Annotated in this window: 26 protein-coding genes and 1 pseudogene; 9 read left to right on the top strand and 18 right to left on the bottom strand. The window is 66.4% G+C overall.

The features are described 5' to 3' along the window. Genes G6N14_RS14390 through G6N14_RS14380 form a run of 3 tightly spaced genes read right to left on the bottom strand, consistent with a single transcriptional unit; the run spans position 1 to position 2135 of the window. Positions 1-324, bottom strand: a complete 324-nt coding sequence (locus G6N14_RS14390) for a hypothetical protein (RefSeq protein WP_085135734.1) — start codon at positions 322-324, stop codon at positions 1-3. Then, entirely contained in the window at positions 308-1585 is a 1278-nt protein-coding gene (locus G6N14_RS14385) for an aromatic ring-hydroxylating oxygenase subunit alpha (RefSeq protein WP_085135733.1), read from the bottom strand. The genes G6N14_RS14390 and G6N14_RS14385 overlap by 17 nt, the downstream gene beginning before the upstream one ends. A gap of 4 nt (positions 1586-1589) precedes the next feature. After that, positions 1590-2135 carry a carboxymuconolactone decarboxylase family protein gene (locus tag G6N14_RS14380; protein WP_085135826.1) on the bottom strand — a complete coding sequence of 182 codons (546 nt, stop codon included), beginning with the start codon at positions 2133-2135 and terminating at the stop codon, positions 1590-1592. A 267-nt stretch (positions 2136-2402) separates the two neighbouring features. On the opposite strand from G6N14_RS14380, the gene G6N14_RS14375 reads away from it, so the two are divergent. From G6N14_RS14375 to G6N14_RS14360, 4 genes are all read left to right on the top strand, one after another. Next, positions 2403-3683, top strand: coding sequence for an amidohydrolase family protein (locus tag G6N14_RS14375; protein WP_085135825.1), 1281 nt, complete (start codon positions 2403-2405; stop codon positions 3681-3683). Positions 3684-3800: 117 nt separating this feature from the next. Beyond that, positions 3801-5096 carry a cytochrome P450 gene (locus G6N14_RS14370; protein WP_085135732.1) on the top strand — a complete coding sequence of 432 codons (1296 nt, stop codon included), beginning with the start codon at positions 3801-3803 and terminating at the stop codon, positions 5094-5096. Further along, complete coding sequence (locus tag G6N14_RS14365) at positions 5093-5308, top strand: ferredoxin (RefSeq protein ID WP_085135731.1); 216 nt, start codon at positions 5093-5095, stop codon at positions 5306-5308. The genes G6N14_RS14370 and G6N14_RS14365 overlap by 4 nt, the downstream gene beginning before the upstream one ends. Further along, on the top strand, positions 5308-5610 hold the full coding sequence (locus G6N14_RS14360) for a DUF1330 domain-containing protein (RefSeq protein ID WP_085135730.1): 303 nt from the start codon (positions 5308-5310) through the stop codon (positions 5608-5610). The genes G6N14_RS14365 and G6N14_RS14360 overlap by 1 nt, the downstream gene beginning before the upstream one ends. 52 nt (positions 5611-5662) lie before the next feature. Here G6N14_RS14360 and G6N14_RS14355 read toward each other — a convergent pair whose 3' ends face one another. The 7 genes and pseudogenes from G6N14_RS14355 to G6N14_RS14325 all read right to left on the bottom strand — a co-directional run bounded on the left by G6N14_RS14355 (position 5663) and on the right by G6N14_RS14325 (position 12083). Next, positions 5663-5875, bottom strand: coding sequence for a ferredoxin (locus G6N14_RS14355; RefSeq protein ID WP_234808922.1), 213 nt, complete (start codon positions 5873-5875; stop codon positions 5663-5665). 8 nt (positions 5876-5883) lie between these two features. Next, positions 5884-7086 carry a cytochrome P450 gene (locus G6N14_RS14350; protein WP_085135728.1) on the bottom strand — a complete coding sequence of 401 codons (1203 nt, stop codon included), beginning with the start codon at positions 7084-7086 and terminating at the stop codon, positions 5884-5886. A 112-nt stretch (positions 7087-7198) separates the two neighbouring features. Then, a complete protein-coding gene (locus G6N14_RS14345; RefSeq protein WP_085135727.1) occupies positions 7199-8017 on the bottom strand; it encodes an NAD(P)-dependent oxidoreductase in 819 nt (272 codons plus the stop codon). Further along, a complete protein-coding gene (locus G6N14_RS14340; protein ID WP_085135726.1) occupies positions 8017-8898 on the bottom strand; it encodes an alpha/beta hydrolase in 882 nt (293 codons plus the stop codon). Before G6N14_RS14340 ends, G6N14_RS14345 begins: the two co-directional genes overlap by 1 nt. A 10-nt stretch (positions 8899-8908) precedes the next feature. Beyond that, the gene (locus G6N14_RS14335; protein WP_085135725.1) at positions 8909-10567 is read right to left on the bottom strand and encodes a thiolase C-terminal domain-containing protein; all 1659 of its coding nucleotides are present in this window, start codon (positions 10565-10567) and stop codon (positions 8909-8911) included. An 11-nt stretch (positions 10568-10578) separates the two neighbouring features. After that, positions 10579-10773: pseudogene (locus tag G6N14_RS14330) on the bottom strand (ferredoxin); the annotation flags it as partial. Beyond that, positions 10770-12083, bottom strand: coding sequence for an NADH-ubiquinone oxidoreductase-F iron-sulfur binding region domain-containing protein (locus tag G6N14_RS14325; protein ID WP_085135824.1), 1314 nt, complete (start codon positions 12081-12083; stop codon positions 10770-10772). The pseudogene G6N14_RS14330 and the gene G6N14_RS14325, both read right to left, overlap by 4 nt. 29 nt (positions 12084-12112) lie before the next feature. On the opposite strand from G6N14_RS14325, the gene G6N14_RS14320 reads away from it, so the two are divergent. After that, a complete protein-coding gene (locus G6N14_RS14320) occupies positions 12113-12583 on the top strand; it encodes a hypothetical protein (RefSeq protein ID WP_085135724.1) in 471 nt (156 codons plus the stop codon). Between the two features lie 5 nt (positions 12584-12588). Here G6N14_RS14320 and G6N14_RS14315 read toward each other — a convergent pair whose 3' ends face one another. Genes G6N14_RS14315 through G6N14_RS14300 form a run of 4 tightly spaced genes read right to left on the bottom strand, consistent with a single transcriptional unit; the run spans position 12589 to position 16123 of the window. Then, complete coding sequence (locus tag G6N14_RS14315; protein WP_085135723.1) at positions 12589-13455, bottom strand: alpha/beta fold hydrolase; 867 nt, start codon at positions 13453-13455, stop codon at positions 12589-12591. Positions 13456-13470: 15 nt separating this feature from the next. Next, positions 13471-13863 carry a Rieske (2Fe-2S) protein gene (locus tag G6N14_RS14310; RefSeq protein ID WP_046315783.1) on the bottom strand — a complete coding sequence of 131 codons (393 nt, stop codon included), beginning with the start codon at positions 13861-13863 and terminating at the stop codon, positions 13471-13473. Continuing rightward, positions 13864-15006, bottom strand: coding sequence for an amidohydrolase family protein (locus G6N14_RS14305; protein WP_085135722.1), 1143 nt, complete (start codon positions 15004-15006; stop codon positions 13864-13866). Between the two features lie 28 nt (positions 15007-15034). Beyond that, the gene (locus G6N14_RS14300) at positions 15035-16123 is read right to left on the bottom strand and encodes an amidohydrolase family protein (protein WP_085135721.1); all 1089 of its coding nucleotides are present in this window, start codon (positions 16121-16123) and stop codon (positions 15035-15037) included. Between the two features lie 264 nt (positions 16124-16387). Here G6N14_RS14300 and G6N14_RS14295 point away from each other — a divergent pair, with 264 nt between their 5' ends. After that, positions 16388-17410, top strand: a complete 1023-nt coding sequence (locus tag G6N14_RS14295) for an acyl-CoA dehydrogenase family protein (RefSeq protein ID WP_085135720.1) — start codon at positions 16388-16390, stop codon at positions 17408-17410. Further along, entirely contained in the window at positions 17394-18569 is a 1176-nt protein-coding gene (locus G6N14_RS14290; protein WP_085135719.1) for an acyl-CoA dehydrogenase family protein, read from the top strand. Before G6N14_RS14295 ends, G6N14_RS14290 begins: the two co-directional genes overlap by 17 nt. An 88-nt stretch (positions 18570-18657) precedes the next feature. On the opposite strand, the gene G6N14_RS14285 is transcribed toward G6N14_RS14290, so the two are convergent. The 4 genes from G6N14_RS14285 to G6N14_RS14270 all read right to left on the bottom strand — a co-directional run bounded on the left by G6N14_RS14285 (position 18658) and on the right by G6N14_RS14270 (position 21946). Continuing rightward, positions 18658-20040 (bottom strand): cytochrome P450, encoded by a 1383-nt coding sequence (locus tag G6N14_RS14285; protein ID WP_264079948.1) that lies wholly within the window; start codon positions 20038-20040, stop codon positions 18658-18660. A 14-nt stretch (positions 20041-20054) separates the two neighbouring features. Further along, positions 20055-20249 carry a ferredoxin gene (locus tag G6N14_RS14280; protein WP_085135717.1) on the bottom strand — a complete coding sequence of 65 codons (195 nt, stop codon included), beginning with the start codon at positions 20247-20249 and terminating at the stop codon, positions 20055-20057. A gap of 78 nt (positions 20250-20327) precedes the next feature. Further along, positions 20328-21188, bottom strand: a complete 861-nt coding sequence (locus G6N14_RS14275; protein WP_085135716.1) for a mycofactocin-coupled SDR family oxidoreductase — start codon at positions 21186-21188, stop codon at positions 20328-20330. A gap of 56 nt (positions 21189-21244) precedes the next feature. Beyond that, the gene (locus G6N14_RS14270; protein ID WP_085135715.1) at positions 21245-21946 is read right to left on the bottom strand and encodes an SDR family NAD(P)-dependent oxidoreductase; all 702 of its coding nucleotides are present in this window, start codon (positions 21944-21946) and stop codon (positions 21245-21247) included. Between the two features lie 236 nt (positions 21947-22182). On the opposite strand from G6N14_RS14270, the gene G6N14_RS14265 reads away from it, so the two are divergent. Both G6N14_RS14265 and G6N14_RS14260 read left to right on the top strand, forming a co-directional pair. After that, complete coding sequence (locus G6N14_RS14265) at positions 22183-23673, top strand: aldehyde dehydrogenase family protein (protein WP_085135714.1); 1491 nt, start codon at positions 22183-22185, stop codon at positions 23671-23673. After that, positions 23670-24875 (top strand): CaiB/BaiF CoA transferase family protein, encoded by a 1206-nt coding sequence (locus G6N14_RS14260; RefSeq protein ID WP_085135713.1) that lies wholly within the window; start codon positions 23670-23672, stop codon positions 24873-24875. Before G6N14_RS14265 ends, G6N14_RS14260 begins: the two co-directional genes overlap by 4 nt. Positions 24876-24902 lie beyond the last annotated feature (27 nt).

Raw genomic sequence — 24902 nt, 5'->3', positions numbered from 1 at the left:
CTAGATCACCGGCTCGCTCAGCAGTTCCACCCACGCCGCACCGCTGTCCGGGACGCGCGGCTGCTTCCATGCCTCGATCGGGAACGACACCATGACCAGCGACTGCATGATGTGCATGAGAGTTTTTGCGTCGTCGGGCAGGTCGTCCAGCGGGAACTTGTCGCAGTAGGTGACGACGTCCTCCAGCAGCGGGAATGCGACGTCGTAGAACTGCTGCATCTCGGCCATGGACGACGCCAGCCGCTTGGCGTAGCGGTCGGGCTCATGAGCCAGGTCCCAGTCCAAAAAGGGTTCCAGGGCAGCGAATTCAGACGGCAGCGGCACTGTGGTACTCCTTTACGAAGTCGCGGTTCACCTTGTGCAGGTGGCGGATGAGGATCTCTTGGTCGCACAGCAGGAAGTCCTTGACGGCCTTGGTGCCGATCATGGTCTGGGTGGCTTCCAGGGTGTTGGCGTCCTGTAGCGCGTACTCCTTGAACGTGACGGCGGCCAGTTCTTGGGCCAGGCGTTCGCGCGCGTTCTTCGGCGGCACGAAGTACAGGTTCGCCTCGAAGGTGTGCTTGTCGACGGCGGTCGGCCAGTACTGGTAGGTCAGATACCAGCCCGGCTCCCAGATCAGCAGCATAAAGTTCGGGTAGAAGAGCCACGAGTCGATGCCCCACTGCGGCGCTCGCTTGACGTTGACCCCCGGCGGCAGTTCCTTGAGGTTGGCGATGGGTTCCGGCTTGTCCCAGGGGCCGAACAGCCCACTGCGCAGCACTCGGTCCAATGGCTTGACCATAGACATGTCGGGGGGCGGCGCCTGGCCGCCCCACGTCGACTGCAGGCTGTGCGGGCCGGCCAGCTCATAGTGCAGCGCTTCGTAGCCGAACTTCTGGATTTTGGCGGCTTCCTCCTTGGTGTACTGCCCCTGGTGCAGGATCGGCGCGTGGTAGAACTCGATGAACGCGTCGATGAAGAGCTTCCAGTTGCTGCCGACCTCGGCGCGGTAGGAGTAGGTCTCGGTCATCTCGCCGAACGGGTAGCCCTCGATCCCCTTGGCCAGGGGCCCGAGGTAGTCGGCGAGCGGCTGAGCGTTGTCGTCGAAGTTGACGAAGATAAAGCCTTCCCATACTTCGCAGCGCACGCCTGCCAGGCCGTAGTCGGCCTTGTTGACGTTGAAGAACTCGTCCTCCTGCTGGACGAAGGTCAGGTCGCCGTCCAGGCTGTAGCGCCAGGCGTGATACTTGCAGGTGAACTGCCGGCAGATCCCGGAAGTCTCCTCGTTGGGAAAGTCATTCCACACCAGCTTGTTTCCGCGGTGACGGCAGATATTGTGGTAGGCCTTGACCGACCCGTCCTTGGTCTTGACGACGATGATCGAGGTGCCCTTGCACACCGAGGGCAGTTCCCGGGTGAAGTAGCTGCCGGTCTTGGGGAGCCGTTCGACGCGTCCGACGTTGATCCACGTGCGCTTGAAGACCGCCTCGCGCTCGGCCTCGAAGAATGCCGGGTCCACAGAGTCGCTGTAATCGACTGGCTCGGTGCCCAGTTCAGGATAGCTCTGCGTCCAGCTGCCGGCAGCCGGCTTGGGGAAGTGCGGCACGGTGTTACCTCTCTGATTCCGGGTTTTCGTCGAGTTCAACGCCAAAGGTGTTGAAGGCCATGGCCAGCATGGAATAACAGCCGACCGTGAAGACGAGTTCCATCAGTTGTTGCTCGTCCAGGTGTTTGGTGAGGACCGCCTCGGTGGCGGGGGACAGGCGGGAGGCGTTGTCGAGTTCGTCGGCCGCGTTCACCACGGCCTGGTACAGCTCGTCGCGTCCCGCGCCGTGCTGAACGTTTTCGATGTCGGCGTCGGTGAGGCCGGCTGCTTTGCCGATCGTGATGTGGTGCACCCACTCGTATTCGCAGGCGCGGCGGTGGGCGGTCCGCAGGATCGCGAGTTCGCGAAGGTTTCCGGGCAGCGACGCGCGGTATAGCAGCTCGACGTTGAATTTGAGGAACGCCCGGGCCAGCTTCGGGTGGTGAACCAGCATGGTCATCGCCGAGCCCGCGTCGCGGGAGTTGCGCCTGTCCGCGGTCAGCACTTGGGCCAGCGCACGCTGGACCGCCTCCTCGTCCCACTGGGACTCCGACAGCGGAGTCAGACGCATCGGTTCCTCCTCGGGCATGAGAATCGCATTCTCATATTTGACCAACAGATTTTCATGTTTGGCTCGATTGGTCAACACCTCGCCGTTTGCGCAGGTGAGGCGCGATGGCGGAGCAGCGCTCGGCATCGCCGGTCGCGCCGCGGGCGCCGCAACGCCTGGAGATTGCGTGAAGGTTGATTCTCCGAAAAGGGGAAGATAGTTTTCAGCGGAGACGTCAGAAGCGTCAGGGGGCCGGCCACGCTGCCGCGCCCGGAACGGAGGATGGCCGTGAACAAGGACGACATGATCCTGATCAGCGTCGATGACCACACCGTGGAGCCACCGGACATGTTCGCCAACCACCTGCCGCGCAAGTACCTCGACGACGCACCGCGCCTGGTGCACAATCCCGACGGTTCTGACTCGTGGCAGTTCCGTGACGTGGTGATCCCCAATGTCGCGCTCAACGCGGTCGCGGGCCGGCCCAAGGAGGAGTACGGGCTGGAACCGCAGGGCCTGGACGAGATCCGGCCCGGTTGCTACAACGTCGACGAACGGGTCAAGGACATGAATGCCGGCGGCATTCTCGGCTCGATCTGCTTCCCGTCATTCCCCGGTTTCGCCGGCCGGCTCTTCGCCACCGACGACCCGGACTTCTCCGTCGCACTGGTGCAGGCCTACAACGACTGGCACATCGACGAATGGTGCGGGTCCTATCCCGGGCGCTTCATCCCGATGGCGATCCCGGTGATCTGGGATGCGAACAAGTGCGCCGATGAGGTGCGCCGGGTGTCCAAGAAGGGCGTGCACGCCTTGACGTTCACCGAGAACCCGGCCGCGATGGGCTACCCGAGTTTCCACGACGCATACTGGAACCCACTGTGGCAGGCGCTCTGCGACACCGGCACGGTGCTCAATGTGCATATCGGATCGTCCGGCAAGTTGGCCATCACCGCCCCCGATGCGCCGATGGACGTGATGATCACCCTGCAGCCGATGAATATCGTCCAAGCCGCCGCGGATCTGTTGTGGTCCAAGCCGATCAAGCAGTATCCGGACCTCAAGATCGCCCTGTCCGAGGGTGGCACCGGATGGATACCGTACTTCCTGGAGCGGGTGGACCGCACCTACGAGATGCATTCGACCTGGACCGGCCAGGACTTCGGCGGGAAGGTTCCCTCCGAGGTGTTCCGGGAGCACTTCTTGACCTGTTTCATCTCCGATCCGGTGGGTGTTCAACTACGCCACCTGATCGGTATCGACAACATCGCCTGGGAGGCCGACTACCCGCACAGCGACTCGATGTGGCCCGGGGCGCCCGAAGAGTTGTGGGATGTGCTGACCGTCAACAACGTGTCCGATGACGACATCAACAAGATGACTCACGGCAACGCCATGCGCTGGTACTCGTTCGACCCGTTCGCGCACATCCCCCGTGAGCAGGCCACCGTCGGCGCTCTGCGGAAGGCGGCCGAGGGGCACGACGTCTCGATCCGTGCGCTCAGCAATCACCGGGATGGGGATCGTCAGACCAACGCGCTGATGGACGCCGCCCGGTCCAACAGCTGAGTCTCGCCGTCGGCAGCGGCGTCATGGTCGGCATTGACGCGGCCATCGGGGTATGAAATTCTGTTCACCGGTTGCGAGAATGCCATTCTCGGATGCGAGAGGGAGCGGAACAGCTCGATGGATCCAGACACAATCGACTTCTTCACCGACCAAACGGTGGTAGGCGACCCATACCCCTACCTGCGCGCGCTCCGGGAGCGGTCACCGGTCACCCGGGAAGCCCATCACGGCGTGATGATGGTGACCGGCTGGGAGGAAGCGTGCGCGGTGGCCGGCAACGCCGAGGTGTTCTCCTCGTGTATCGCGGTGACGGGACCGTTCCCGGGCTTCCCCGTTCCGCTGGACGGTGACCTCGGCGGCGAGACCGTCGCGAGCCTGATCGACAAGCACCGTGACGAACTGCCGTTCAGCGACCAGCTGCCGACGCTGGACCCGCCGACGCACACCGACCACCGCGCGCTGCTGATGCGGCTGCTGACTCCCAAGCGTCTCAAGGAGAACGAGGACGCCATGTGGGAGCTCGCCGACGCGGTGCTCGACGAGTTCCTCGCGCCCGGGGCCGGCGAATTCATCGGAGGATTCGCAGCCCCGTTCACACTGCTGGTGATCGCGGACCTGCTGGGTGTCCCGGACGAGGACCGCGAAGAATTCGTCAAGAACATGCACCGCAACGTCGGTGGCGGGATCGGCAGCACCGATGCCAAGGCGCTGGCGCACAGCCCGCTGGAGTTCCTCTACGCCACCTTCGCCGGCTACATCGCCGATCGGCGCAGTGTGCCGCGCGACGATGTGCTGACCGGCATGGCGGAGGCGACGTTCCCGGACGGCTCCATCCCCGACCCGATGGACGTGGCCAAGGTCGCCGCCAACGTCTACTCGGCCGGCCAGGAAACCACGGTGCGTCTGCTCGGTTCCGCTCTGAGGATCATCGGGGAGCGGCCCGACATCCAGCAGCGTCTGCGTGACGACCGCAGCCTCATCCCGAACTTCATCGAGGAGGTGCTGCGCTTCGAGAGCCCGGTCAAGGGCGACTTCCGGCTGTCGAGGGTGGACTCCGAGATTGGTGGGGTGCACGTCCCGGCCGGCACGACCCTGATGGTGCTGGCGGCTGGGGCCAACCGGGATCCGCGCCGGTTCACCGACCCGGAGACCTTCGACCCGGCGCGCTCGAATGCTCGCCAGCACATCACCTTCGGGCGTGGCATCCACAGCTGCGCCGGCGCGCCGCTGGCCCGCGCCGAAACCCGCATCGCCATCGAGCGTCTGCTGGACCGCACCAGCGACATCAGGATCTCTGACGAGCTGCACGGCCCCGACGGTGCACGCAATTACCACTACATCCCGACCTACATCCTGCGCGGGCTGATCCAACTGAATCTGGAGTTCACCCCGGTCGAGCGGGCGGCGCGATGAAGGCCTGGGTCGACCCGGATCGCTGCGCTGGACACGGCATCTGTACCACGATCTGCCCGGAGGTGTTCGCCATCAACGGCGACGGGTATGCCGAGGCCGCCGGCGACGAGGTACCGGCGCAGTTCGAAGGGGCGGTGCGCGATGCGATCAAGCAATGCCCGGAACATGCGATCGACGAAATCACCGACGACTCACCCACGAAGGAGAACTGATGGCCGACGCGCCCAAGGGGTATGTGATCTTGACCGAGGCCATCAAGGACCCGGAGGGCATGCTCGCCTACGGTAAGGCGGCTGGGCCGACGATGGCCGGCGCGAGGATTCTGGCCGTCGACACCAAGCCCGAGCTGCTGGAAGGCGATTGGCACGGAAACCAAACCGTGGTGCTGGAATTCGAGTCAGTCGATGCAGCCCGCGCCTGGTACCACTCCGAGGGCTACCAGGCGGCCGCGAAGATCCGGCAGGGCGCGGCCGACTGCAATGCGGTGATCCTGGCGGGCTTCCCGGCGCGTTAGGCAGCCTCACACGGCGACCCGCTTCGCCCGGCTCCGCCGCGCTTGCGATCGCCTAGTCGTCGTCCACCTCGACGATCGCCAAAGCCTGGCGGGGGCACCGTCTGACAGCCTCGGCGATGTCGTCTTCGGTGTCGGCTGTGACGTCGGGTTTGAGGATGAAGAGGTTGTCGTCGTCGTCGACATGGAACACCTCGGGGTTGACGGCCATGCACACCGCATTGGCTTCGCACAGTCCGTAATCCGCCACCACTTGACGCTTGGTCACCGCTACCCCTACCGCCGTACTCGGACCGGCACGTTGTGCCATCCCGAGACGTTCTGCATGTGTACCCGTTGCAGGCCGTCCCAATCCACCTCGTAGCGGGGCATGAAGTCCAAGAGACGGTCCAAGGCGATGGCGCTTTCCATGCGGGCAAGCGCTGCTCCCAGGCAGCTGTGTATCCCGTATCCCATGCCGAGATGCTGCGCCTGCGTCTGGTCCCGGTCGATGTCGAAGGTGTCGGGATCGGTGAAGGCCTCCGGATCCCGGTTGGCGGCGGCGCTGATCAGGAAGACCGGCTTGCCGGCGGGAATCGTTCCGCCCGCCACGTGGGCCTCTTTGAGGGTGTACCGGACGTTGTACTGCACCGGGCCCTCATAACGCAGCAGTTCCTCGACCGCGGCGGGAATCTTGCTGCGATCATCGAGCAGCTTTTGCCACTGATCGGGCTGACGGGCGAAGATCACCACGGCGTTGCCGATCAGCTTGGTGACGGTCTCGGCCCCGGCGGCGCCGAGCAGCGAGGCGAATCCGGTGATCTCAATATCGTCGAGGCGACGCATCTCGCCGTCTTCGCCGGGCATTTCGGCAGCGATCAGCCTGCTGATCATGTCGTCTTGCGGGTTGGCGCGCCGTTCCTGGATCAGTCCGTAGTAGTACGTCGCGGTCTCGATGTTGGCGCGCATCCCGGCTTCACTGGTCTCGATCTGCCCCGGCTCGCGATGCAACGCGGTGTCGATCCAGCGCCGCACCTGCTGGCGGTACTCGTCGGGAACCCCGGCCATCCGGGTGATGACCTCCACCGGGAACGGCCCGGAGAAGTCCTGCACCACGTCGAAACCGTCGGGGTCGACGGCGCCGAGGAACCGGTCGACCTGTTCGATGACAGTCTCGCGCTGGGCCTGGATCGCGCGCGGGGTGAAGGCCTTGTTGAGCAGGCTGCGCATGTTCCGGTGGTCCGGCGGGTCCATGAAGATGATCATCTTCGCCGGCGCCGAACCGGAGCGCACCATCGCCAGGTCGCAACCGCGGGTCGATGAGTAGGTCGCGAAGTCCTTGAGCGCCGCTGCCACGTCCTCATGGCGGGTCAGGGCGTAGAAGTCTTCTTCGGCGTTGTAGTACAGCGGGGCTTCCTCGCGCATTCGCCGATAGATCTCGAACGGGTTGTCGAAATACTCTTCGGAGAACGGGTCGAAGACGAGTTCGGCCTGGGTCATCGGACCTCCTCAGGGCGCCGCACACTGCAGCGGGCGACGCAGAGACGATGGACTATAACCGCTACTGTAAGTCAAACGGCAAGCCGCCGGAGGCAAATGCAGCTGACCGATGTCACCGGGGGTGGTCCATCAGCGACAGGGCAGCGTCAGCGGCGTCGAGCACAGCTCCCGGCTCCGCTCCCGCCCGCTGCGCCAGGTCCGACACCAAGCGAACATCCTTTTGCAACAAGGAACCCGCCAGGCCGGCCAACCGGTCCAGGGTTCCACCGGAGCCTCGGATGCTGTTCAGTGCGAAGCTGTTCGCGCTGCCCCGTGTCACCACTTCGGCAAGCTGTTCGGTGGCGACACCCAGTTGCCTGCCGAGCGCCAGCGCCGTGGCGGCGGTCCCGAGGTTGGCGGTGAACAACAGATTGTTGAGCAGCTTGGTCACCTGCCCGGAGCCGAGGTCGCCCAGATGCACCACCGGGTCCGCATAGGTCTCGAAGACCGGCCGGCAGCGCTCCACGGCCTCGGCGTCGCCGCCGGCCATCACCAGCAACGTACCGGCAGCAGCGGCCGGACCGCCCCCGCTGACCGGGGCATCGATCACCGCAACACCGTGCTGCTCGCAGTGCTGCGCCAGGCGGCGGCAGGTGTCGGGATGCACCGTGGAGTGAATCGCGATGATCCCGCCGGGCTGCAAACCGGCCAGTACCCCGTCGTCGCCACAAACCACCTGCTCGACGTCGGCGTCACCGACGACGCACAGGCAGACCAGGTCGCTGAGGCTGCCCAGCTCGGCGGGGGAGTCCGCGACGCGCGCCTCGGTGTCGGACAAGGGCTCCAAAGTGGCCGGCCTGCGCGCCCACAGCGTGGTGGGGTAGCCGCCTTCGGCGATACGTCGCGCCATCGGCGCGCCCTGGCTGCCCAACCCGATGAAACCGACCCGCATCAGCTGACCTCCTTGTCGCGCGCGAGCGCCGCGGCCGCGCAATTGTTGACGAATGACAGCACCGACCGGTGATAGTGCTCCGCGCTGAATCCGAGGCTGAGATTGTGGCCCGCGCTTTCTTGGTCGTTGCAGGTGAAACTGTTTGCCGCGCTGAACACCTCGCGGATCTGTTTGCGGGCCTCCGGGCCGGATTCCCAGACCTTCTCGTGCTCGGCGAAGGTGAAGCGCACCGGGACCCGGATCTGTGCGGCCAGCGCGGGAAAGTCCCGGCGTGGCCAACTGCCGACCATGTCCGCCTCATAGGGCGCACCCGAGGACACCTTGGTGATCCCGCGCAGTACCGCTTCGGGATACAGCGACGCGGGCTCCCAGAGCAGGTCGCGCAGGACGGCGTTGCGCTGGCCGGGTGCGGGTGCGTTGAATGCGGCGCGGGCGGCGTCGCTGTACCGCAGCCCGGTACCGGCCAGCTCCACCCCCAGCAGCTCGGCGCCGCGCTCATCGGCGGCCATTCGTACCGCCAGTTCGCAACCGTTGGAGTGCCCCAGCAGGAACAGGCCGGCGCCGCGCGCCCGGTCCCCGAGAATCCGGTCGACGGCCAGATAGGCCAGCCGCACCCGCTGCTGCGGCGTTGCTGTCTCTTCGGGGTACAGTGCCGAGCTGCCGTATCCGGGACGGTCGAGTGCGATCACGGTGTATCCCAGTGCGGCACCGGCTCTCAACAGCGACAGACTCGGCTGCCCGGGGCAGTCGAAATAGATCGACGTGGTCCCGCCGCCGTGCAGCGCGACGACGACCGCGTGCGGATCGGGGACTTCGGCAACCAGCGCCGACATCGGCACCCCGCCGGCGCTGATCATCCGCGGGCGTACTGTTCGACCCATACGCCCAGCCTCAGGAATCGTTCCGCAGCAACATGACTCCGCTCGGTGTCAGCCCGCCGCTGCTGGCCACGGCGACCCTGGCGCCGGCAACCTGGCGCGCACCGGCTTCCCCGCGCAGCTGCGTGACGGCCTCGTGGATCAGCCCCATCCCGTGCGTGCGCCCGTGCGAGAGCTGACCCCCGTGGGTGTTGAGGGGCAGGCCGCCGTCGCGGGCGATATTGGTGCCGCCGTCGAGAAAGCTCTTGGCCTCGCCGATGCCGCAGAATCCCAGCGCCTCGATCCAGGACAGGCAGTTGAAGGTGAAGCCGTCGTACAGTTCGGCGACGTCGACGTCGGCTGGGCGCAGCGAGGTCCGCGACCACAGGTGTGCGGCCTGGCCGAGGACCTGCGGCTCGTGGGTCAGGGTGCTCTGGTCCCAGTCCAGCCGCTCGATGATCTGGGTGCCGACCGCCTCCACCAGAACCGGCGGTTTGGCCAGGTCCCGGGCGGCGTCCACGGCGGAGACGATCACCGCCACCGCGCCGTCGCACGGCACGTCGCAGTCGTAGAGGCCGAACGGTGTGGTGATCATCCGGGCGGACAGGTAGTCGTCCATGCTCATCGGTTCGCGGTAGATGGCCGTCGGGTTCAGCGCGGCGTTGGCGCGCTGGTTCAACGCGATCCAGCCGAGTGTCTCGCGGGTGGTGCCGTAGCGGTGGAAGTGCCGTTGAGCGTTGAGCGCCAACGTGTGTGCCGCGGAGGTGGCGCCGAAGGGGACCTGCCAACCGTTCGTGCGCCGCCCGCCGGGCATTGCGGCTTTGCCCACTTTCATCAGCTCGCCGAACGTTGATTCCCACACCGTTCGGAAACACAGCACATGGCGTGCCAGTCCGGTGGCTACGGCCATCATCGCGGCGATCACGGAGCCGGCGGGCCCGAAGGTGTCCATGCCGCCGTTGATCCAGGTCGGGCGCAGCCCCAAAGCGCCCTCCAGCGCCGAGATCCCGCCTTCGCCCATGCCTGCGACGTCGAGGCCCGGATACGTCGAGAGCCCGTCGATGTCCGCGAAGGTCAAGCCGGCGTCGGCGACAGCCGCCTGGCATGCCTCCACGGTCAGAGCCAAGGGCGCAGCCATCAGCCGTCGCCCAATGCGGGAAGCCCCGATCCCGGTGATCGCCGACTTGTCCTCGAACTTGTCGGTCGTCACCATCGGCCGCACATGCTGTGCGAAGTCCTCGGGCGCGATCTCGTCGTCGGGAAGTGGACGGTCCTGCGACCCTTCCGCATCGGCCGGTACCAGACGAAACAGCGGCAGCCACACGTCTTCGATGTTCTCGAACGCCACCTCGACCTGCCGGCCGAGCTCCAGTTGGTCGGGATCGCAGTCGATGATGTTGGTGGTGAGCCGAACTCGGGGATCCTCGTTGATCGCCACCTGGGCCACCACGTAGGGCGCCGGCAGCCCGGGAAGGCTGAACCGGTGGTTGACGGTGAAACCGGCCAGCGTTGCCCGCCCGGAGACGTCTCGTACCCCCATGTTCGTCCCCCGGCAGTAACGACACACCGGCTGGGGCGGATGGATCAGCGATGCGCAGTCGAGGCAGTTCTGCAGTCGCAAGACGCCGTCGGCGCCGGCGGTCCAGAAGAATTCGTTCTCGGGCGTGACCAAGGGCAGTGGGCGTGACCTCACGCGTCGTCCTCCTCGGGGACCTCGATGATGGCGTGCACCGGGCAGTCCAGCAGGGCGCGCATGACGTCATGCTCGTCGGCAGCGGCGACCGACCCGTCGCCCGTCAGGGAGGCATACCCCCAGTCGTCCAGGGAGAAGTACTCCGGTGCGTGCTTGGCGCAGTAGCCGAATCCGTCGCACACCGTGCGGTCCAGTCGGATCCTCATACCGTCGCCTCCTCGATCGCGTAGGGACGTGCGGCGCGGAAGGCGCCACCACGGCAGGTCGCGCAGGAGTCGGTCAGGTGGGCGGTCACCGAATCCGGGAAGCGGCTCAGCAGGCTGGTGGCAACGCCGGCGGCGCCGTCCAACGTGCCGCAGGCGCCACGTCCGGGCAGCACACCGGCCCACCGCTGCAGTCGTTCGACATCCTGGGTGTCGGCCACGCCGTCGCGGAGTGCTTCGGCGACCGCTGCCATCGCTGCGGTGCCGTTGAAGCATGATCCGCACTGCCCGGCGTTCTCCCGGCCGTAGTAGGCCAACACCGAGGCCGCCACCGCGACGGGGCACTCGTCGGTGAGGACGGCGATCGCTGCGCAGCCCAGGCCGCTGCCGACGGCGCGCAGCGATTCCTGGTCGAGGCAGACGCGCAGGGCGTCGGGGTCGAGCAGGCCGGCGAAGTAGCCGCCCATCAGCACACCGCGGACCCGCTCAGCCACAAACCCGTGGACGCGCAGCAGCTCAGAGAGCGCGATGCCGTGCGGCAGCTCGTAGAGCACCGGGGGTCGCCCGCCGCCGCTCACGGTGGCCAGGAAGGTTCCCGGGGACAGTGCGGTTCCTTGTGCGCGAAAGGCGTCCGCGCCGTACCGCAGGAGAAAGGGAAGGTTCGCCAGCGTTTCGACGTTGGACACCAGCGTCGGAAGCGCAGCGACGCCCCGCTGGTAAGGGCGGGGAGGCTTGTCGGTCGGCTTCGCCGGGCCGCCGTTGATCGCCCGCACCGCGGCGGTCTCCTCGCCGGCCACATAGCTCGGTTCGACCACGAACACCTTGATCGACAACCCACCGGGAACCTCCGGGCCAAGTTCGCCCAGCGCGTTCTCGACGCTGCGGGCGGACATCGGGTCAGAGACATAGACGTAGGCACTGCGGGCCGCCACCATCGCGGCGGCCAGCCGCAGGCCGTCGATCACCAGATGCGGCCGGCGACGCAACAGCCAGCGGTCCTTGGCCGAAGCCGGCTCGCCCTCTTCGCCGTTGGCCACCACCACGGCGCCGCCGGCGCGCCGGCCGCCGTCGCGAACCGAGCGCAGCTTGACCCCCAGGGGGAACGCCGCACCGCCGCGGCCCAGCAGGCCGCTGCGCTGCACCTCGCCGAGCAGCCCGTCGGCGTCGTCGAGTGCCTGATATCCGCCGTCGGCCAGGTACTGCGTGGCGGACTCGGCCTCTGATCGCGCTCCCAGCAGCCGGGGTTCGCAGCCCGGCCAGGTGGCCACGGTGATGGCCGCCAGGTCGGGGGTAGCCGTGCACTTGGTCGTCATCGCCACCTCGTTTGGCTAGGCTCACGAACGTGAGAACAGCGGTGGTACGCCTCGACGTCGACCCTGCTGGGAAGCTCACGACCGAGCAGGTGACGACGGGAATGGCAAGGCTGCGAGAGTTGGCGGGCCAAGCGGGTGTCGACGTGGTCGATGCCGATGTCGCGGCCATGCCGGTGGGCCGGCGCCACGTGCGACTGCTGATCACCGGATCCGAGTCCGATGTCCGAGAATTGGGGATGCGCCTGTGCGCCAGCGCTTTCAACACCACCGCGGAGCCCGGCGTGGTGACCTATCTGAGCAGGGGCACCGACGACGACGTACACGGGGTGCTCGCCGGGTTGGGCCTGGCCGGCGAGATCGTCCGGGTGCCGGGGCCGGACGGTCTCGATGTTGTGCACGTGACCGTTGCCGAACCGGGTCTGCAGCGAGTCGGCGAGAGCCGCGTCCATACCGCTCTGGAGGCGTCGCTGAACTGCGAGGTTCACCTTCACGCCCGATGACCGCATCAACGCCCCAGGAACTTCAGGATCGCCGGGGCGGCCAGCACCCAGGTGTCGAACATGTTGAAATGACTGACCTTTCCCGACGCGCGGTCCTCGGCCGCTCGCTCCCAGGCATCTTCGGGCCACGGCGGGTCGATCAGCTCTGATCCCCTGATCAGGCAGTTGACCTCCAGCGAGGTGCGCTTGGGGTGATCCCAGTCGTTCTCGCCGCCCCGGATGATCAGCGTGGGCACCGTGATCCGGTCGAACATCTCGTCGTCGACGCCGGGAATCGTCTGGCCCGGCTTGGAGACGAATGCGTTGAGCCAGCGCAACATCACCTTGAGGAAGGCGTCGCCGTCCAGGCCGAGCAGGCGTGCCTCGTTGTCGGGGTTCTCCGCGACCCGCTCCTGCCACTCGCGGATGTCCAGCAGTGCCTTCGGCCCGCCGCCGCGGACGGCGAGGATGCTGGGCACCACGTAGTAGGAACCGAGCACGAAAGTGCCGTAGATGCCGCCCACGATGTTCCACAGCGCCAGCTTGGTGACCAGTTCCGGATAGAGAATGGTGGTCAGGATCGAGTCCCGCGCCCCGCCTGACCCGCCGGCCAGGATGACCGGTCCGGTCCCCAGGGCGGTGAGTAACCCGTGCAGGGTCTCGGCGCGCATGTGCGATTCGGACTGGCCGTAGAACTGCACGTCGGAGGCGCCGCAATTGGGGCGGTCCCACAACAGCACCCGGTAGCCGCCGTCGACGAGCGCTTCGGCCAGCGGGCGCAGGCCCGGGATCTCCTTGGAGAACCGGCCGCCGGGGGTCAGCACGATCAGATCACCGGTGGAACCGAGGATCTCGTAGACAACATTTCCCCCGTTGACTTCGATTGAGGCCACCGATACTCCTGTGCGTTAGGCCTGGACGAGGACGTCGTTGCCGACAACCCGCACGGGGTAGGTGCGGATGCTCCACTCCGGCTTGACCGCAGTCGTGCCGGTGGCGAGCTCGAAACCCCATTGGTGCCAGGGGCAGTAGATGTACTCCAGGTCGCGGACCATGGCGGCGTCACCGGGGCTCTGCTCGTCGACGACGGTACGGCCGCGCAACCGGCCTGCGCACAGCGGCCCGCCCTGGTGCGGGCAGAAGTTTGCGATCGCGTAGAACGTCCCGTTGATGTTGTACACGCCGACGCCGTGATGGCCGATCGGCACGAGCTTGTGTGTCCCAGGCGGGATCTCATCGACGGTCGCAACGACATGTTCGCGGCCCTGGGCCAACCGGGGCCGCTTTTCCTCCTGCCCCATCTAGAACACCCGCACCTGTCCCTCGAGGGCCGGGACGGTGTCGGGAAGGTGATAGGTCGCCAGTCCGTTACGAAACATCACTGCCTCCCGGGCTGCCTTGGGCAGGTGTTTGACCAGCCAACGCGGGTCGTCGAAGGTCCAATGCGGGTAGTCGGAGGAATAGAGCAGGATCTTCTCGCACTCCATCCACTCGAAAGCCCGCGACAGTTCGGTTTTGTCCTCCGGGTAGTCCAGCGGCTGGGTGGTGAACTTGATGTGGTCTTTGACGTATTCACTGGGCTTGCGTTTGATCTCCACCCACGATCTGCGGGCTTCGTAGATGGCGTCCATCCGCCACATCAGCGGCAGAATCCAGGTGAAGGCATGCTCGACGAGCACAATGCGCAGGTTGGGGTGGCGGTCGAAAACCCCGTCGAAAACCAGGCTCATCACCTGGTTGGCCGCCAACAACGAGTAGGTGACCATGAAATCGTGGTTGTAGCTGGGCATTCCCACCGGCGGCATCGGCAGTTCCTCGTGATGGCTGCGCGACAGGTGACAGCTCACGGTGATGTCGTGCTTGGTGGCGGCCGCCCAGATCGGGTCGTACTTCGGGTCGCCCCACGACGGCCGCGGTTCGGCCTTGATCAGGATCTGCGCCATGTAGGGGTGGCCCGCCCACTTCTCGATCTCGGCCACCGCGCCGGCCGGGTCTTCGATCGCCACGCAGATCGACCCGCGCCAGCGCTGATGCCAGTTGTTCTTGGCGTCGAGCCAGTGGTTGGCCTGCCAGTCGTTGAGTGCCGAGGACATCGCCTGCTGGGCTTCGGGAAATCGGGCCGGATAGGCGGCGGGCTCCAGGATCGCGAAATCCGCGCCCGCCTCCATGATGAGCTGTTTGAACGCCAACGCCGGATCGCTGCCGGGGAACTCGCCATCGGCGGGAAACGTGTCGACGCGCATGGCGAACGCGTGCGCGTAGTCGGGCGCGTCGTAGTAGATCTGCTCGCCCACCCGGCGGGGCAGAAAGTACTTGCTGCGCCACGGCTCTGGCAGGTACTGCACCAGCTCGCCGCGGCGTGGCACCGGGTGCACATCCGAATCCACACACCGCACGGCGATTCGCTCGGCGGCCGGCTGGCGCTCGGTGGCTGTCGCAGTCATGGTGAACTCCCTCGGTTCCTGATGTTCTCTAGTGTGCGCCCGCGACGGATGGAACGTCGATGCCGTAGAGCCGACTGGCATTGCGCCAGCACAGCTTGTCGCGCTGCTCAGCGCTGAACGAACGCGGAACGGTCAGTTCGTTGTGCTGCCAATGCGGATAGCTGGATCCGTACATCACCATGTCGTCTTTGCCGGTGAAGCCGAACCACTCGCCGGCGAAGTCGGCGTCGCCGGGGCCGTCCATGGCGCCCTGGACGAAGAAGACGTGGCCGGGCAGGTAGTCGCTGGGGATCTTCGGCGCCCAGGGTGTCTGCTCCAGGTGCGGCCGGCCGAAGGTGTCCATCCGCCAGATGATGGGGGTGAGCAGATCCGCGGCACCGTCGGCCCACACGAACTTCAGCTCCGGCATCCGCTCGAACACGCCCTCGGCGATCATGTTCATCAGGTGGTACAGGTAGTTGCACGCCATGAAGCTCACGTACTGCTCGTAGGTTCGGGGAACGCCCGACGGCGTCGGCGAGGCGGAGATGCCCGAACCCACCTCGATGTGCGCCGCCACCGGAAGCCCGGCGTCGACGGCGGCCTCCCACAGCGGCCAGAATTGGGGCTTGCCGAACAGCTCCCGGGACTGCAAAGGAACGCCGATCTGCACCACCCGCGGGTGGTCTTTCCATCGGTCGATCTCGCGCAGGGCCCCTGCGATGTCGTCCGGGTTGACGCGGATGGTGCCCCGGAACCGGTTCCCGTGTTCGCCGTGGTCCAGCCAGCGCGACACCAGAATCTCGTTGTGTGCCGCGGCGATCGCCGATCCCAGATGCCGGTCCGGCATGACGCCGCGGGTCATCGGGTGCAGCACCGCGACGTCGACTCCGCGTTCGGCGAACAAGTGCGCGGCGACCAGGTCGGGGTCCGAACCGGGGTATTGGCGCTGCGGACCGTCGGTACGGGGTGCGTACTCGCCGCCCGGTGCGCCGTACCAGTCCATCTCATAGTCGGGGAATCCGCGGCTTTTGAACGGCTCCCGCAGGAAGCTGCGAAGGTCGCCGTTGGACGCCGCAAAGATATGCACGCTGGCGTCGATGACAGGCGTGCGGGTGCCGTCCGGGTGTTCGATCATCAACGCCGCCCTTCGCCGTACTGTCCGCCGGGCACTGTGTAGCCGTCACGGTGCCGCCCGACCCCCGGTGCGACCCATTGTATAGCTGTATTCTTTTCAAGCAAGAACAAGGTTCTCATTCTGCGTTCGCCTCGCCCGTCCCGATGTGCCCGCTGCGGGCCGACTGGCACGGTTTGGCAGCGGTGATGCATGAGCTGACGACGAGAGCATTACATCCGGTAGTGAGAATGATATTCTCAACCGGCGTTCGGGAAGGTGGCTGCGATGCTGTTGGAGTTCGACGAAGATCAGCGACTGTGGCAGGCCACGGTACGCGACGTGGTGGGTAAACAGTGCACGCCCGCATTGGTGCGCAGGGTCGCCGAGGGGCAGGGCGACGCGGACTCCCTGCGCAAGGACGTCGACGCCCTCTGGAAGGTCTACGTCGACCTCGGACTGACCGAGCTGCACCAGCCCGAAACCGCGGTGGAGCTGGCGATCGTGCTCGAAGAACTGGGCCGCGCCACCGATCCCACGCCGTTTCTGGCGACTATGACCCAGTTCGCGCCGCTGGTCGGCGAGCAGCACCGGCCGGATGGGTCCACCGGTGCCGCGGTGTACAGCGGGGTGACCGCGCACCGCAATGCCGGCGGCTGGGTGCTCGACGGCACCGCCGTGGGTGTGCTCGACGCCGACCGCGCCGACCGGTTGGCGGTGGTCACCGCGGCGGGCGTGTTCGTGGTCGATGCCGGCGCTGTCACCACCCGCAAGTCGACCGTTTTTGACCCGACGTTGCACATCAGCGACGTGTCCTTCGCCGGCGTCGAGGTCGCCGACACGGCCCGGATCCGCGGCGATGTCGAGCGAGCCCGCCACGTCGCACTGTGCGGGATGGCGCTGACGATGGTGGGCGCCTGCCAGCGCATCCTCGACCTGGCGCTGGAGCACGTGCGCAGCCGGCAGCAGTTCGGGGTCCCGATCGGGTCATTCCAGGCCGTCCAGCACAAGGCGGCGGACATGCACGTGGCGATCGAACGTGCCCGGGCGCTGGCGTACTTCGCGGCGCTGACCATCTCGGTCGACGACCCGCGCCGGCGGATGGCATCGGCGATGGCCAAGGCCTCGGCGGGCGAATGCCAGTCGGTGGTCTTCCGGCACGGCCTTCAGCTGTTCGGGGCGATGGGATTCACCTGGGAGAACGACCTGCAATTCGCGCTCAAGCGGGCCAAAGCCGGTGAGCTGATGCTGGGGGGCGCCGACCAACACCGCGCCGCGATCGCCGAGGAGTGCCTTGCAGCTCGCATTTGACGCTGAGGTCGAGGAATTTCGCGCCGAGTTCGCGGCGTTCCTCGATGCCCACCTCCCGGCCGAGGCGGAGACCCTGGAGCGGCCTCGCTCGGTCTCGCACATGCCGCCGTGGGCACGCCGCTGGCAGCGCCTGCTGTTCGACAACGGCTGGCTGTTGCCCGGCAATCCGCCGGAGTTCGGCGGTCGCAACGCCACCCTGCTGCAGCAGTTCGTGCATCTGGAAGAGCTCTGCCGGCGCAGGATTTACCACAGCTTCAATCCGCAGGGCGTCAACATCATCGCCGCGTCATTGCTGACGTTCGGCACCGACGAACACCAGCGACGCTGGGCGGTGCCGATTCTGCGTGCCGAGATCACCGCCTCATTGGGCATGAGCGAGCCGAGCGCCGGGTCGGACCTGGCGTCATTGCGCACCCGGGCCGACCGCGACGGCGATTCCTTTGTCGTCAACGGGCAGAAGGTCTGGACCTCTGGAGCGCACGACGCCGATGTGCTGCTGACCTTCGTCCGCACCGATCCCGATGCGCCCAAACACAAAGGCATCAGTGTGCTGGTGATCCCCACCGACACTCCGGGGGTGGTGCGGCGGCCGTTCCCCACCATCTGCGGTATCGAGGACAAAGACTTCAACGAGGTCTTCTTCACCGATGTGCGTGTGCCGGCCGAGAACCTGATCGGTCCACTCCATGGCGGCTGGCGGGTGGCCAACGGCTCGCTGGGCCACGAGCGAACCATGATGTGGCTGGGTTTCGCCGACAGGCTGGACAACATCATCGCCGACTTCCACCCCGAGGGCGCCCTCGAGCGTGACCGATTCGCCACGGCGGTCATGGATTACCAGGCGCTGCGCCTGCTCGGGTCGGCGGCGCTGGCGCGGGCTGCGCGCGGTGAACAGGACGTGGCCGCCCTGTCGGTGCTCAAGCTGCTCGGCTCAGAGGCCGAGATGTTCGCCACCGGCCATGCGCTGGACGCGGCGGGGGCGCAAGGCCTGGTGCACCCGGCGAATTCGGGACCCTATGCCCCCATGAACCTCGACAGCTACTTCGCCAGCTGGTTCGAGCGCCACGCGCGCAGCTTCTCCGGCACCATCGCCGGAGGCACGTCGGAGATTCACCGCAACATCATCGCCCAGCAGGGACTGGGTCTGCCCCGCGGCTGAGCCGCGAGGTCAGCGCCGCCAGCAGACACAGAATCGCACGACACGCTCTGCGTGCGTGCGATTCTGTGTCTGCTCGCGCCGAGAAGCGTCAGTCGATGACGACCGCTTCCTTGCGCTCGGTGATCGGGCGGGCGCACTCCTGCTCGTCGCAGATGCGCTGCAGCTTTTCCAGGGTCTCGTCCAGTCCCGGCCCAAGCCGTTTGCCGGGAGTGAAGGTGGCGGGCAGGTTTCGCATGCCCTGGATCACTCCGATGGTGTCATAGTGCACGGTGCCTTCGGGGTCGCACTGGTAGTCGGGCATCCGGTCGAGCACCGCTGTCAGCATGGATTTGAAGACGGTGCGCGCTACGTTGGAGCCGATGCAGCGGTGTATCCCCAGCCCGAAGCTGAAGTGGCGGTTGCCCTTACGGTCGAGGATGACGCGGTCGGGCTCCTCGAAGATCGCGGGGTCGCGGTTGGCCATCGCCCAGGACAACCACAGGCGCTCGAACTGTTTGAACTGCTGTCCCGCCACCTCGACGTTCTCGGCGAACGTCCGTCCGTCGCCGGGCGCCGGCGTGAAGAACCGGAGGAATTCCTCGGTCGCCGAGTCGAGCAATGCTGCGCGTTGCGTGCTGAGCCGGGTGCGCTCCTGCGGATTCTGGCCGAGCCATTCCAGGGCATGTGCGGTCAGGGCCGTGGTGGTGTCGAAGCCGCCGCCGATGATCAGGCCCAGATTGCCCAGGATCTCGATGTCGGGCGCCGGTTCACCGTCGATGCGCAGTTGCAGCATCGCGTTGACCAGACCCGGGCGCGGGTTCTCCCGGATCTCCATCATGTTGTTGATGATGTCGATGCCCATCTCGCGGTGCTGCTCGTTGATCTTCTCGCGGTCCGGCGAGTGCTCGGGGGTGTACACCGAGGCATGGGTCGGTTCGCTGTAGACGTTCCATTTCTTGAGTTCGATGCCCATCATGGCGAGGGTGAACACCGCCGGGACCACGTTGGCCAGGTGCTCGACGAAGTCGATCCGTCCCGACTCGATGTGCTCATCGACTGCGGCGCGGGTGATCTCGTCCACGAACGGCACCCACCGCTTGATCGCGGCGGGGGACAGGTAGGGGTTCAATGCACCCCGGTAGGCGCTGTGCTCAGGCTCGTCCATCTCGAGGATGCCGCCGCGCACCACCGTCGCGCGGCTGGCCTTGGGGATGGTGATGCCCTGGAAGGGAGTCTCGCCGCTGATGTCGTGATGGTTGGAGACGACGGGACAGCGGGCCAGCTCGAAGACGTGCTTGCTGTCGGCGGCCACCCAGTGCCCGTTGTAGGTGGGGCTCCACGCCATCGGGCATTTGGCGTGCATCTCGCGGGTGATCTCCTCGAAGCGGTCACGGTACTCCGGGGTGTGCCGATCGAAGTAGAACGAGTTCTTCCTGTGGTCGTCGGCGGTGTCGCCGGAATCGGCCGCGGTCAGGGAATCGTTGACGCTCAAGGAATTCTCCCTCGTCATTCCTCGATGAGGATGGCTTGTTCGGGGCAGGAGTGTGCAGCCTCGCGGACCGCATGCTGCTGGTCTTCGGGAACCGTTTCCGACACCGGAGACGAAGTGCCGTCGATGTCGTTGAGTACGAAGGAATCAGGCGCGATCATCGCGCACAGCGTGTGGCCCTGGCAGCGCTGTGAGTCAACGGAGACCTTCATGTTCTGTAGTCCTTTCAACCGTTATCGGTGCGTTGGGCAGTGCCAGCAGCGGTCGCCGGGGCGCAGGTCACGCGACGATCAGACGTGGTAGTCGTACCACTTGAGGTAGCCGCCGGCATCGACCCGCAACTGCATCCCGGTGACGTAGCGGGCCTCGTCGGAGGCCAGCCACAGCACCGCGTTGGAGATGTCCTCGGGCTCGATGAACGGCACCTTCATCGCCTGCTGGACGTAGAAGACCGGCTCGGCGTCGGCGCGGGTCGGATGTTCCAGGTCGGGGCGGAAGGAGCGGTACATCGGTTCGCTCTGCAGCATGTCGGTGTTGCAGTTGGTCGGGTGAATGACGTTGGCGCGGATGCCGCGTACCGCCAACTCCGTTGCCAGGTCGTGCACGTACTGCGCGATCAGGCGCTTGGAGGTCATGTAGGCCATCCCGCCCGGGTCGCCGCCCGGGTTCGCCTTCTGGTGGGCGTCCATCAAGGCGGCGGCCGAGGCTGTGGCGATGATCGAAGCGCCTTCGGACAGGTGGGGCAGTGCGACTTGAATGCCGTTGATGGTGCCGACCAGGTTGGTGTTGATGACGTCGGTCCACGCCTGCAGTGGCGGGTTGCCCTTCATGCCGGCGACGCCGGCCTGGGCGACAACGATGTCGAGCTTGCCGAACTCGGCGAGGCCGGCATCGAGCGCGGTCTTGAGCGCCGCCGAGTCGCGCACGTCGGCCTGGGCGGTAACGATGCTGCGCCCAGTCTTCTCCACCAGCTTGGCGGTCTCCTCGAGATCCTCGGGCCGCGCCATCGGGTAGCCGATTGTCTCGATGTCCTGGCACAGGTCGACGGCGATGATGTCGGCGCCTTCCTCGGCCAGGCGCAGCGCGTGGCTGCGGCCCTGGCCGCGGGCGGCGCCCGTGATGAAGGCGACCTTTCCGGCAACGCGTCCCACAGCTGTTCCTTTCGTTGCGCTGGATCCGCCGTGATGTGGCGGAACTTGTTGGAAGTTCAGGTGTTCCGGCCGCCGTTGACGCCCAGGATCTGTCCGGTGATGTAGCCGGCCTCCTCCGACGCCAGGAACGCGCAGGCCGCGGCGATGTCCTCGGGCTTGCCCATCCGCCGCACCGGGGTGCGGGCGATGTTGTCGTCGATGTCGCCGAGAAACCCGCGGCTCGCGGCGTTGCGCAGCATGGGGGTGTCGATGAAGCCGGGTGGCACGGCATTGACGGTGATGCCGGCTGGGCCGTACTCCAGCGCCAGGGTCTTGGTGAGTCCGTTGACGGCGGACTTGGCGGCCACGTAGTGCGCCATATACGGCGTGCCGGAATGCGTGCTGGAGGAGGAGATGTTGACGATCCGTCCCCAGCCGGCGTCGACCATGTCGGGCAGTACGGCCTGGATGGTGTGGAAGACACCGTTGAGATTGACGTCGATGACGCGCTGCCAGTCTTCGAAGCTGATGTGGCTGAACTTCTTGAAGCCGTCCAGGCCGGCGGCGTTGACCAGGATGGTGACCGGCCCGAGTTGTTCGCGGATCTGCGTGAGGGCGGCGTCGATCTGCGCGCGATCGGTGACGTCGGCGGCGAAGGCCAGGTCCAGGTCGTTGGGATGGAGGTCGATGATCGCCACCCGGTGGCCGGCGGCGCGCAATCGGTTCACGACTGCCGCACCGATACCCGAGGCGCCTCCGGTCACGACAGCGGTCCTCACGAGGCCCGTATCGGTCACAAAGAATCTCCTTTCCGATCGGTGAGAATCGTACTCTCGCATAACTGCTTCTGGCAAGGCGCGCGCAGACCGCTTCTCAGCAGCGAAAATGCAGTAACCGCTTGCGCTCTCGACGGAACGATCTCAGCCGCAAGGCCCTTCGTACTCCCTTGAGTTCTCGTATAGGCGATGTATGATTCGCCGCAGATGAGAATCTAGTTACCCGCCGGGAGGCTTGGATGCATTCGCTGGGCACAGCCGAGACCGCCGCCGACGAGCGAGTCGACCGGCGACTGCTGATCAACGGCGAGCTGGTGGGTGCCGACACCACCTACGCATCGCTCAACCCGGCCACCGGAGAAGTGCTCGGCCACGCGCCGGAGGCCGGTGTCGAGCACGCGAGGGCAGCCGTCGCGGCGGCGCGCGAGGCCTTCGACGCCGGCGACTGGGCCATCGATACCGAGTTGCGCGTTCGCTGCCTGGATCAGCTGCACCGGGCACTCGTCGAGCACCGTGACGAACTGGCCGCGCTCACCATCGCCGAGGTCGGCGCCACCCCGGCGCTGACCCAGGGTGCGCAGCTCGACCAACCGATCGCAATCGTCCGCTACTATGCCGATCTGCTGAAGACCTATCCGCTGACCGAAGATCTCGGCAACGTGGAGAGTCGGGGAATGTTGCACCACCGGTGGGTGGAGAAGGAAGCCGCGGGTGTCGTCGCCGCGATCATCGCCTACAACTACCCCAACCAGCTGGCCTTGGCCAAGCTGGGCCCTGCGCTGGCAGCCGGCTGCACCGTGGTCCTCAAGGCCGCGCCGGACACCCCGCTGGTGACGCTGGCGCTCGGTGAGCTGATCGCCAACCACACCGACATCCCGGCCGGGGTGGTCAACGTGATCAGCTCGTCGGACCCGGCGGTCGGAGCGGCCCTGACCGCCGACCCGGACGTTGACATGGTCACCTTCACCGGCTCCACCCCGACGGGACGGGCCATCATGGCCGCCGCCAGCGGAACCCTCAAGCGGGTCTTCCTGGAACTCGGCGGCAAGTCCGCGGCGATCATCCTCGACGACGCCGACTTCGCCATGGCCGCGGTCTTCGCGGCGTTCTCGATGGTCACCCACGCCGGTCAGGGTTGCGCGCTGACGTCGCGGCTGCTGGTGCCCAACAGTCATCACGACGAGATCGTCGAACTGGTCAAGACCAACTTCTCGCACGTGCGTTACGGCGACCCGACCGACCCCACGACCTACATGGGTCCGCTGATCAGCGCCAAGCAGCGCGACAAGGTCGACGCCATGGTGCAGCGCGCGATCGCCGCCGGTGCCACCCTGGTGACCGGCGGGGAGAAGGTCGACCCCGGCTTCTTCTACACTCCGACGCTTTTGACCGGTGTCGATCCCGACAGCGAGATCGCCCAGGAGGAGGTCTTCGGGCCGGTCCTGACGGTGATCGGCTACGACGACGACGACGATGCGGTCCGGATCGCCAACAACTCGATCTACGGCTTGTCCGGGGCTGTCTTCGGCAGCCAGGACCGGGCGCTGGCCGTGGCGCGTCGAATCCGCACCGGAACGTTCTCGATCAACGGTGGCAACTACTTCAGCCCGGACGCCCCCTTCGGGGGCTACAAGCAATCCGGCATCGGGCGCGAGATGGGCGTGGCCGGGCTGGAGGAATTCCTGGAGAGCAAGACCTTCGCCATGCCCGTCGCCGGGGCGCCGGCATGAGGCCGCTCGAGGGTGTTCGCGTTCTGGAAGTCGCCATGTACGGGTTCGTCCCCTCCGCCGGTGCGGTGCTCGCGGAGTGGGGCGCCGAGGTCATCAAGGTTGAGCATGCGGTGACCGGCGACCCGCAGCGGGGCCTGCGCCAAACCGGGATGCTGCGGGTAGAAGGCGATCCGAATCCCAATATCGAGCACGCCAACCGCGGTAAGCGCAGCATCGGTCTGGACGTTTCGACGCCCGAGGGCCGGCAGGTACTGCTCGAATTGGCCAAGCGCGCCGATGTCTTCCTCACCAGTTTCCTGCCCGGGCACCGCCAGAAGTTCGGCATGGACGTCGACGACATCCGGGCGGTCAACCCGAAGATCGTCTACGCCCGCGGCAGTGCGCTGGGTCCCCGCGGCGTCGAAGCGGACAAAGGCGGCTATGACATGACCGCGTTCTGGTGTCGCGCCGGTACCGCCGCCACGATCACGCCGCCGGGTATCGAGGGCATGATCGGCCCGCCCGGACCGGCCTACGGCGACACCGTCTCGGGCACCAACCTGGCCGGCGGCATTGCCGCGGCTCTGTTCAAGCGCGAGCGCACCGGCGAGCCGTCGGTGGTGGACGTGTCACTGCTGGGCAGCGGCCTGTGGGCACTGGGGCATACCGTCGCCTTGACCAGTCATCTGGGCGAACGCCTGGTGCAACAGCCCCCGGGTGTGCATGGTTCGCCGATCAACCCGCTGGTGGGTGTCTACGCGACCGCCGACGAACGCTATATCTCGTTTGTCATGATGCAGCCCACCAAATTCTGGGCCGACGTGTGCAAGCACATGGACCTCGACGCCTACATCGACGATCCGCGGTTTTCCACCGCGCAGTCGTTTGCCGAGCACACCCCGGTCGCCGTGGAAATCCTGCGCGAGGCGATGGCCAAGCGCACGCTGCCCGAATGGAGTGCGCGGTTTGCCACCCTGGCCGGCCCGTGGGCGCCGGTGCAGGACACCCTGCAGGCGGCGCAGGATGCGCAGATCCGAGCCAACGAATACCTGGTCACCGCCGGGGAATTGGAGCTGGTGGCCAATCCGGTGCAGTTCGATGTGACTGCCCCGTCGACGGGCCCGGCACCGGGATTCGCTGAGCAGACCGATGAGATCCTGGCTGAGCTCGGCCTGGACTGGGACCGGATCATCGAACTCAAGACCGTCGGCGCGGTCACCTGAGAATGCGGGAGTTGCTCGATGCCGTGC

Origin of the sequence: Mycolicibacter hiberniae, assembly GCF_010729485.1 — a bacterium.
Taxonomy (GTDB): domain Bacteria; phylum Actinomycetota; class Actinomycetes; order Mycobacteriales; family Mycobacteriaceae; genus Mycobacterium; species Mycobacterium hiberniae.
This window is presented reverse-complemented; position numbering and strand designations above follow the sequence as displayed.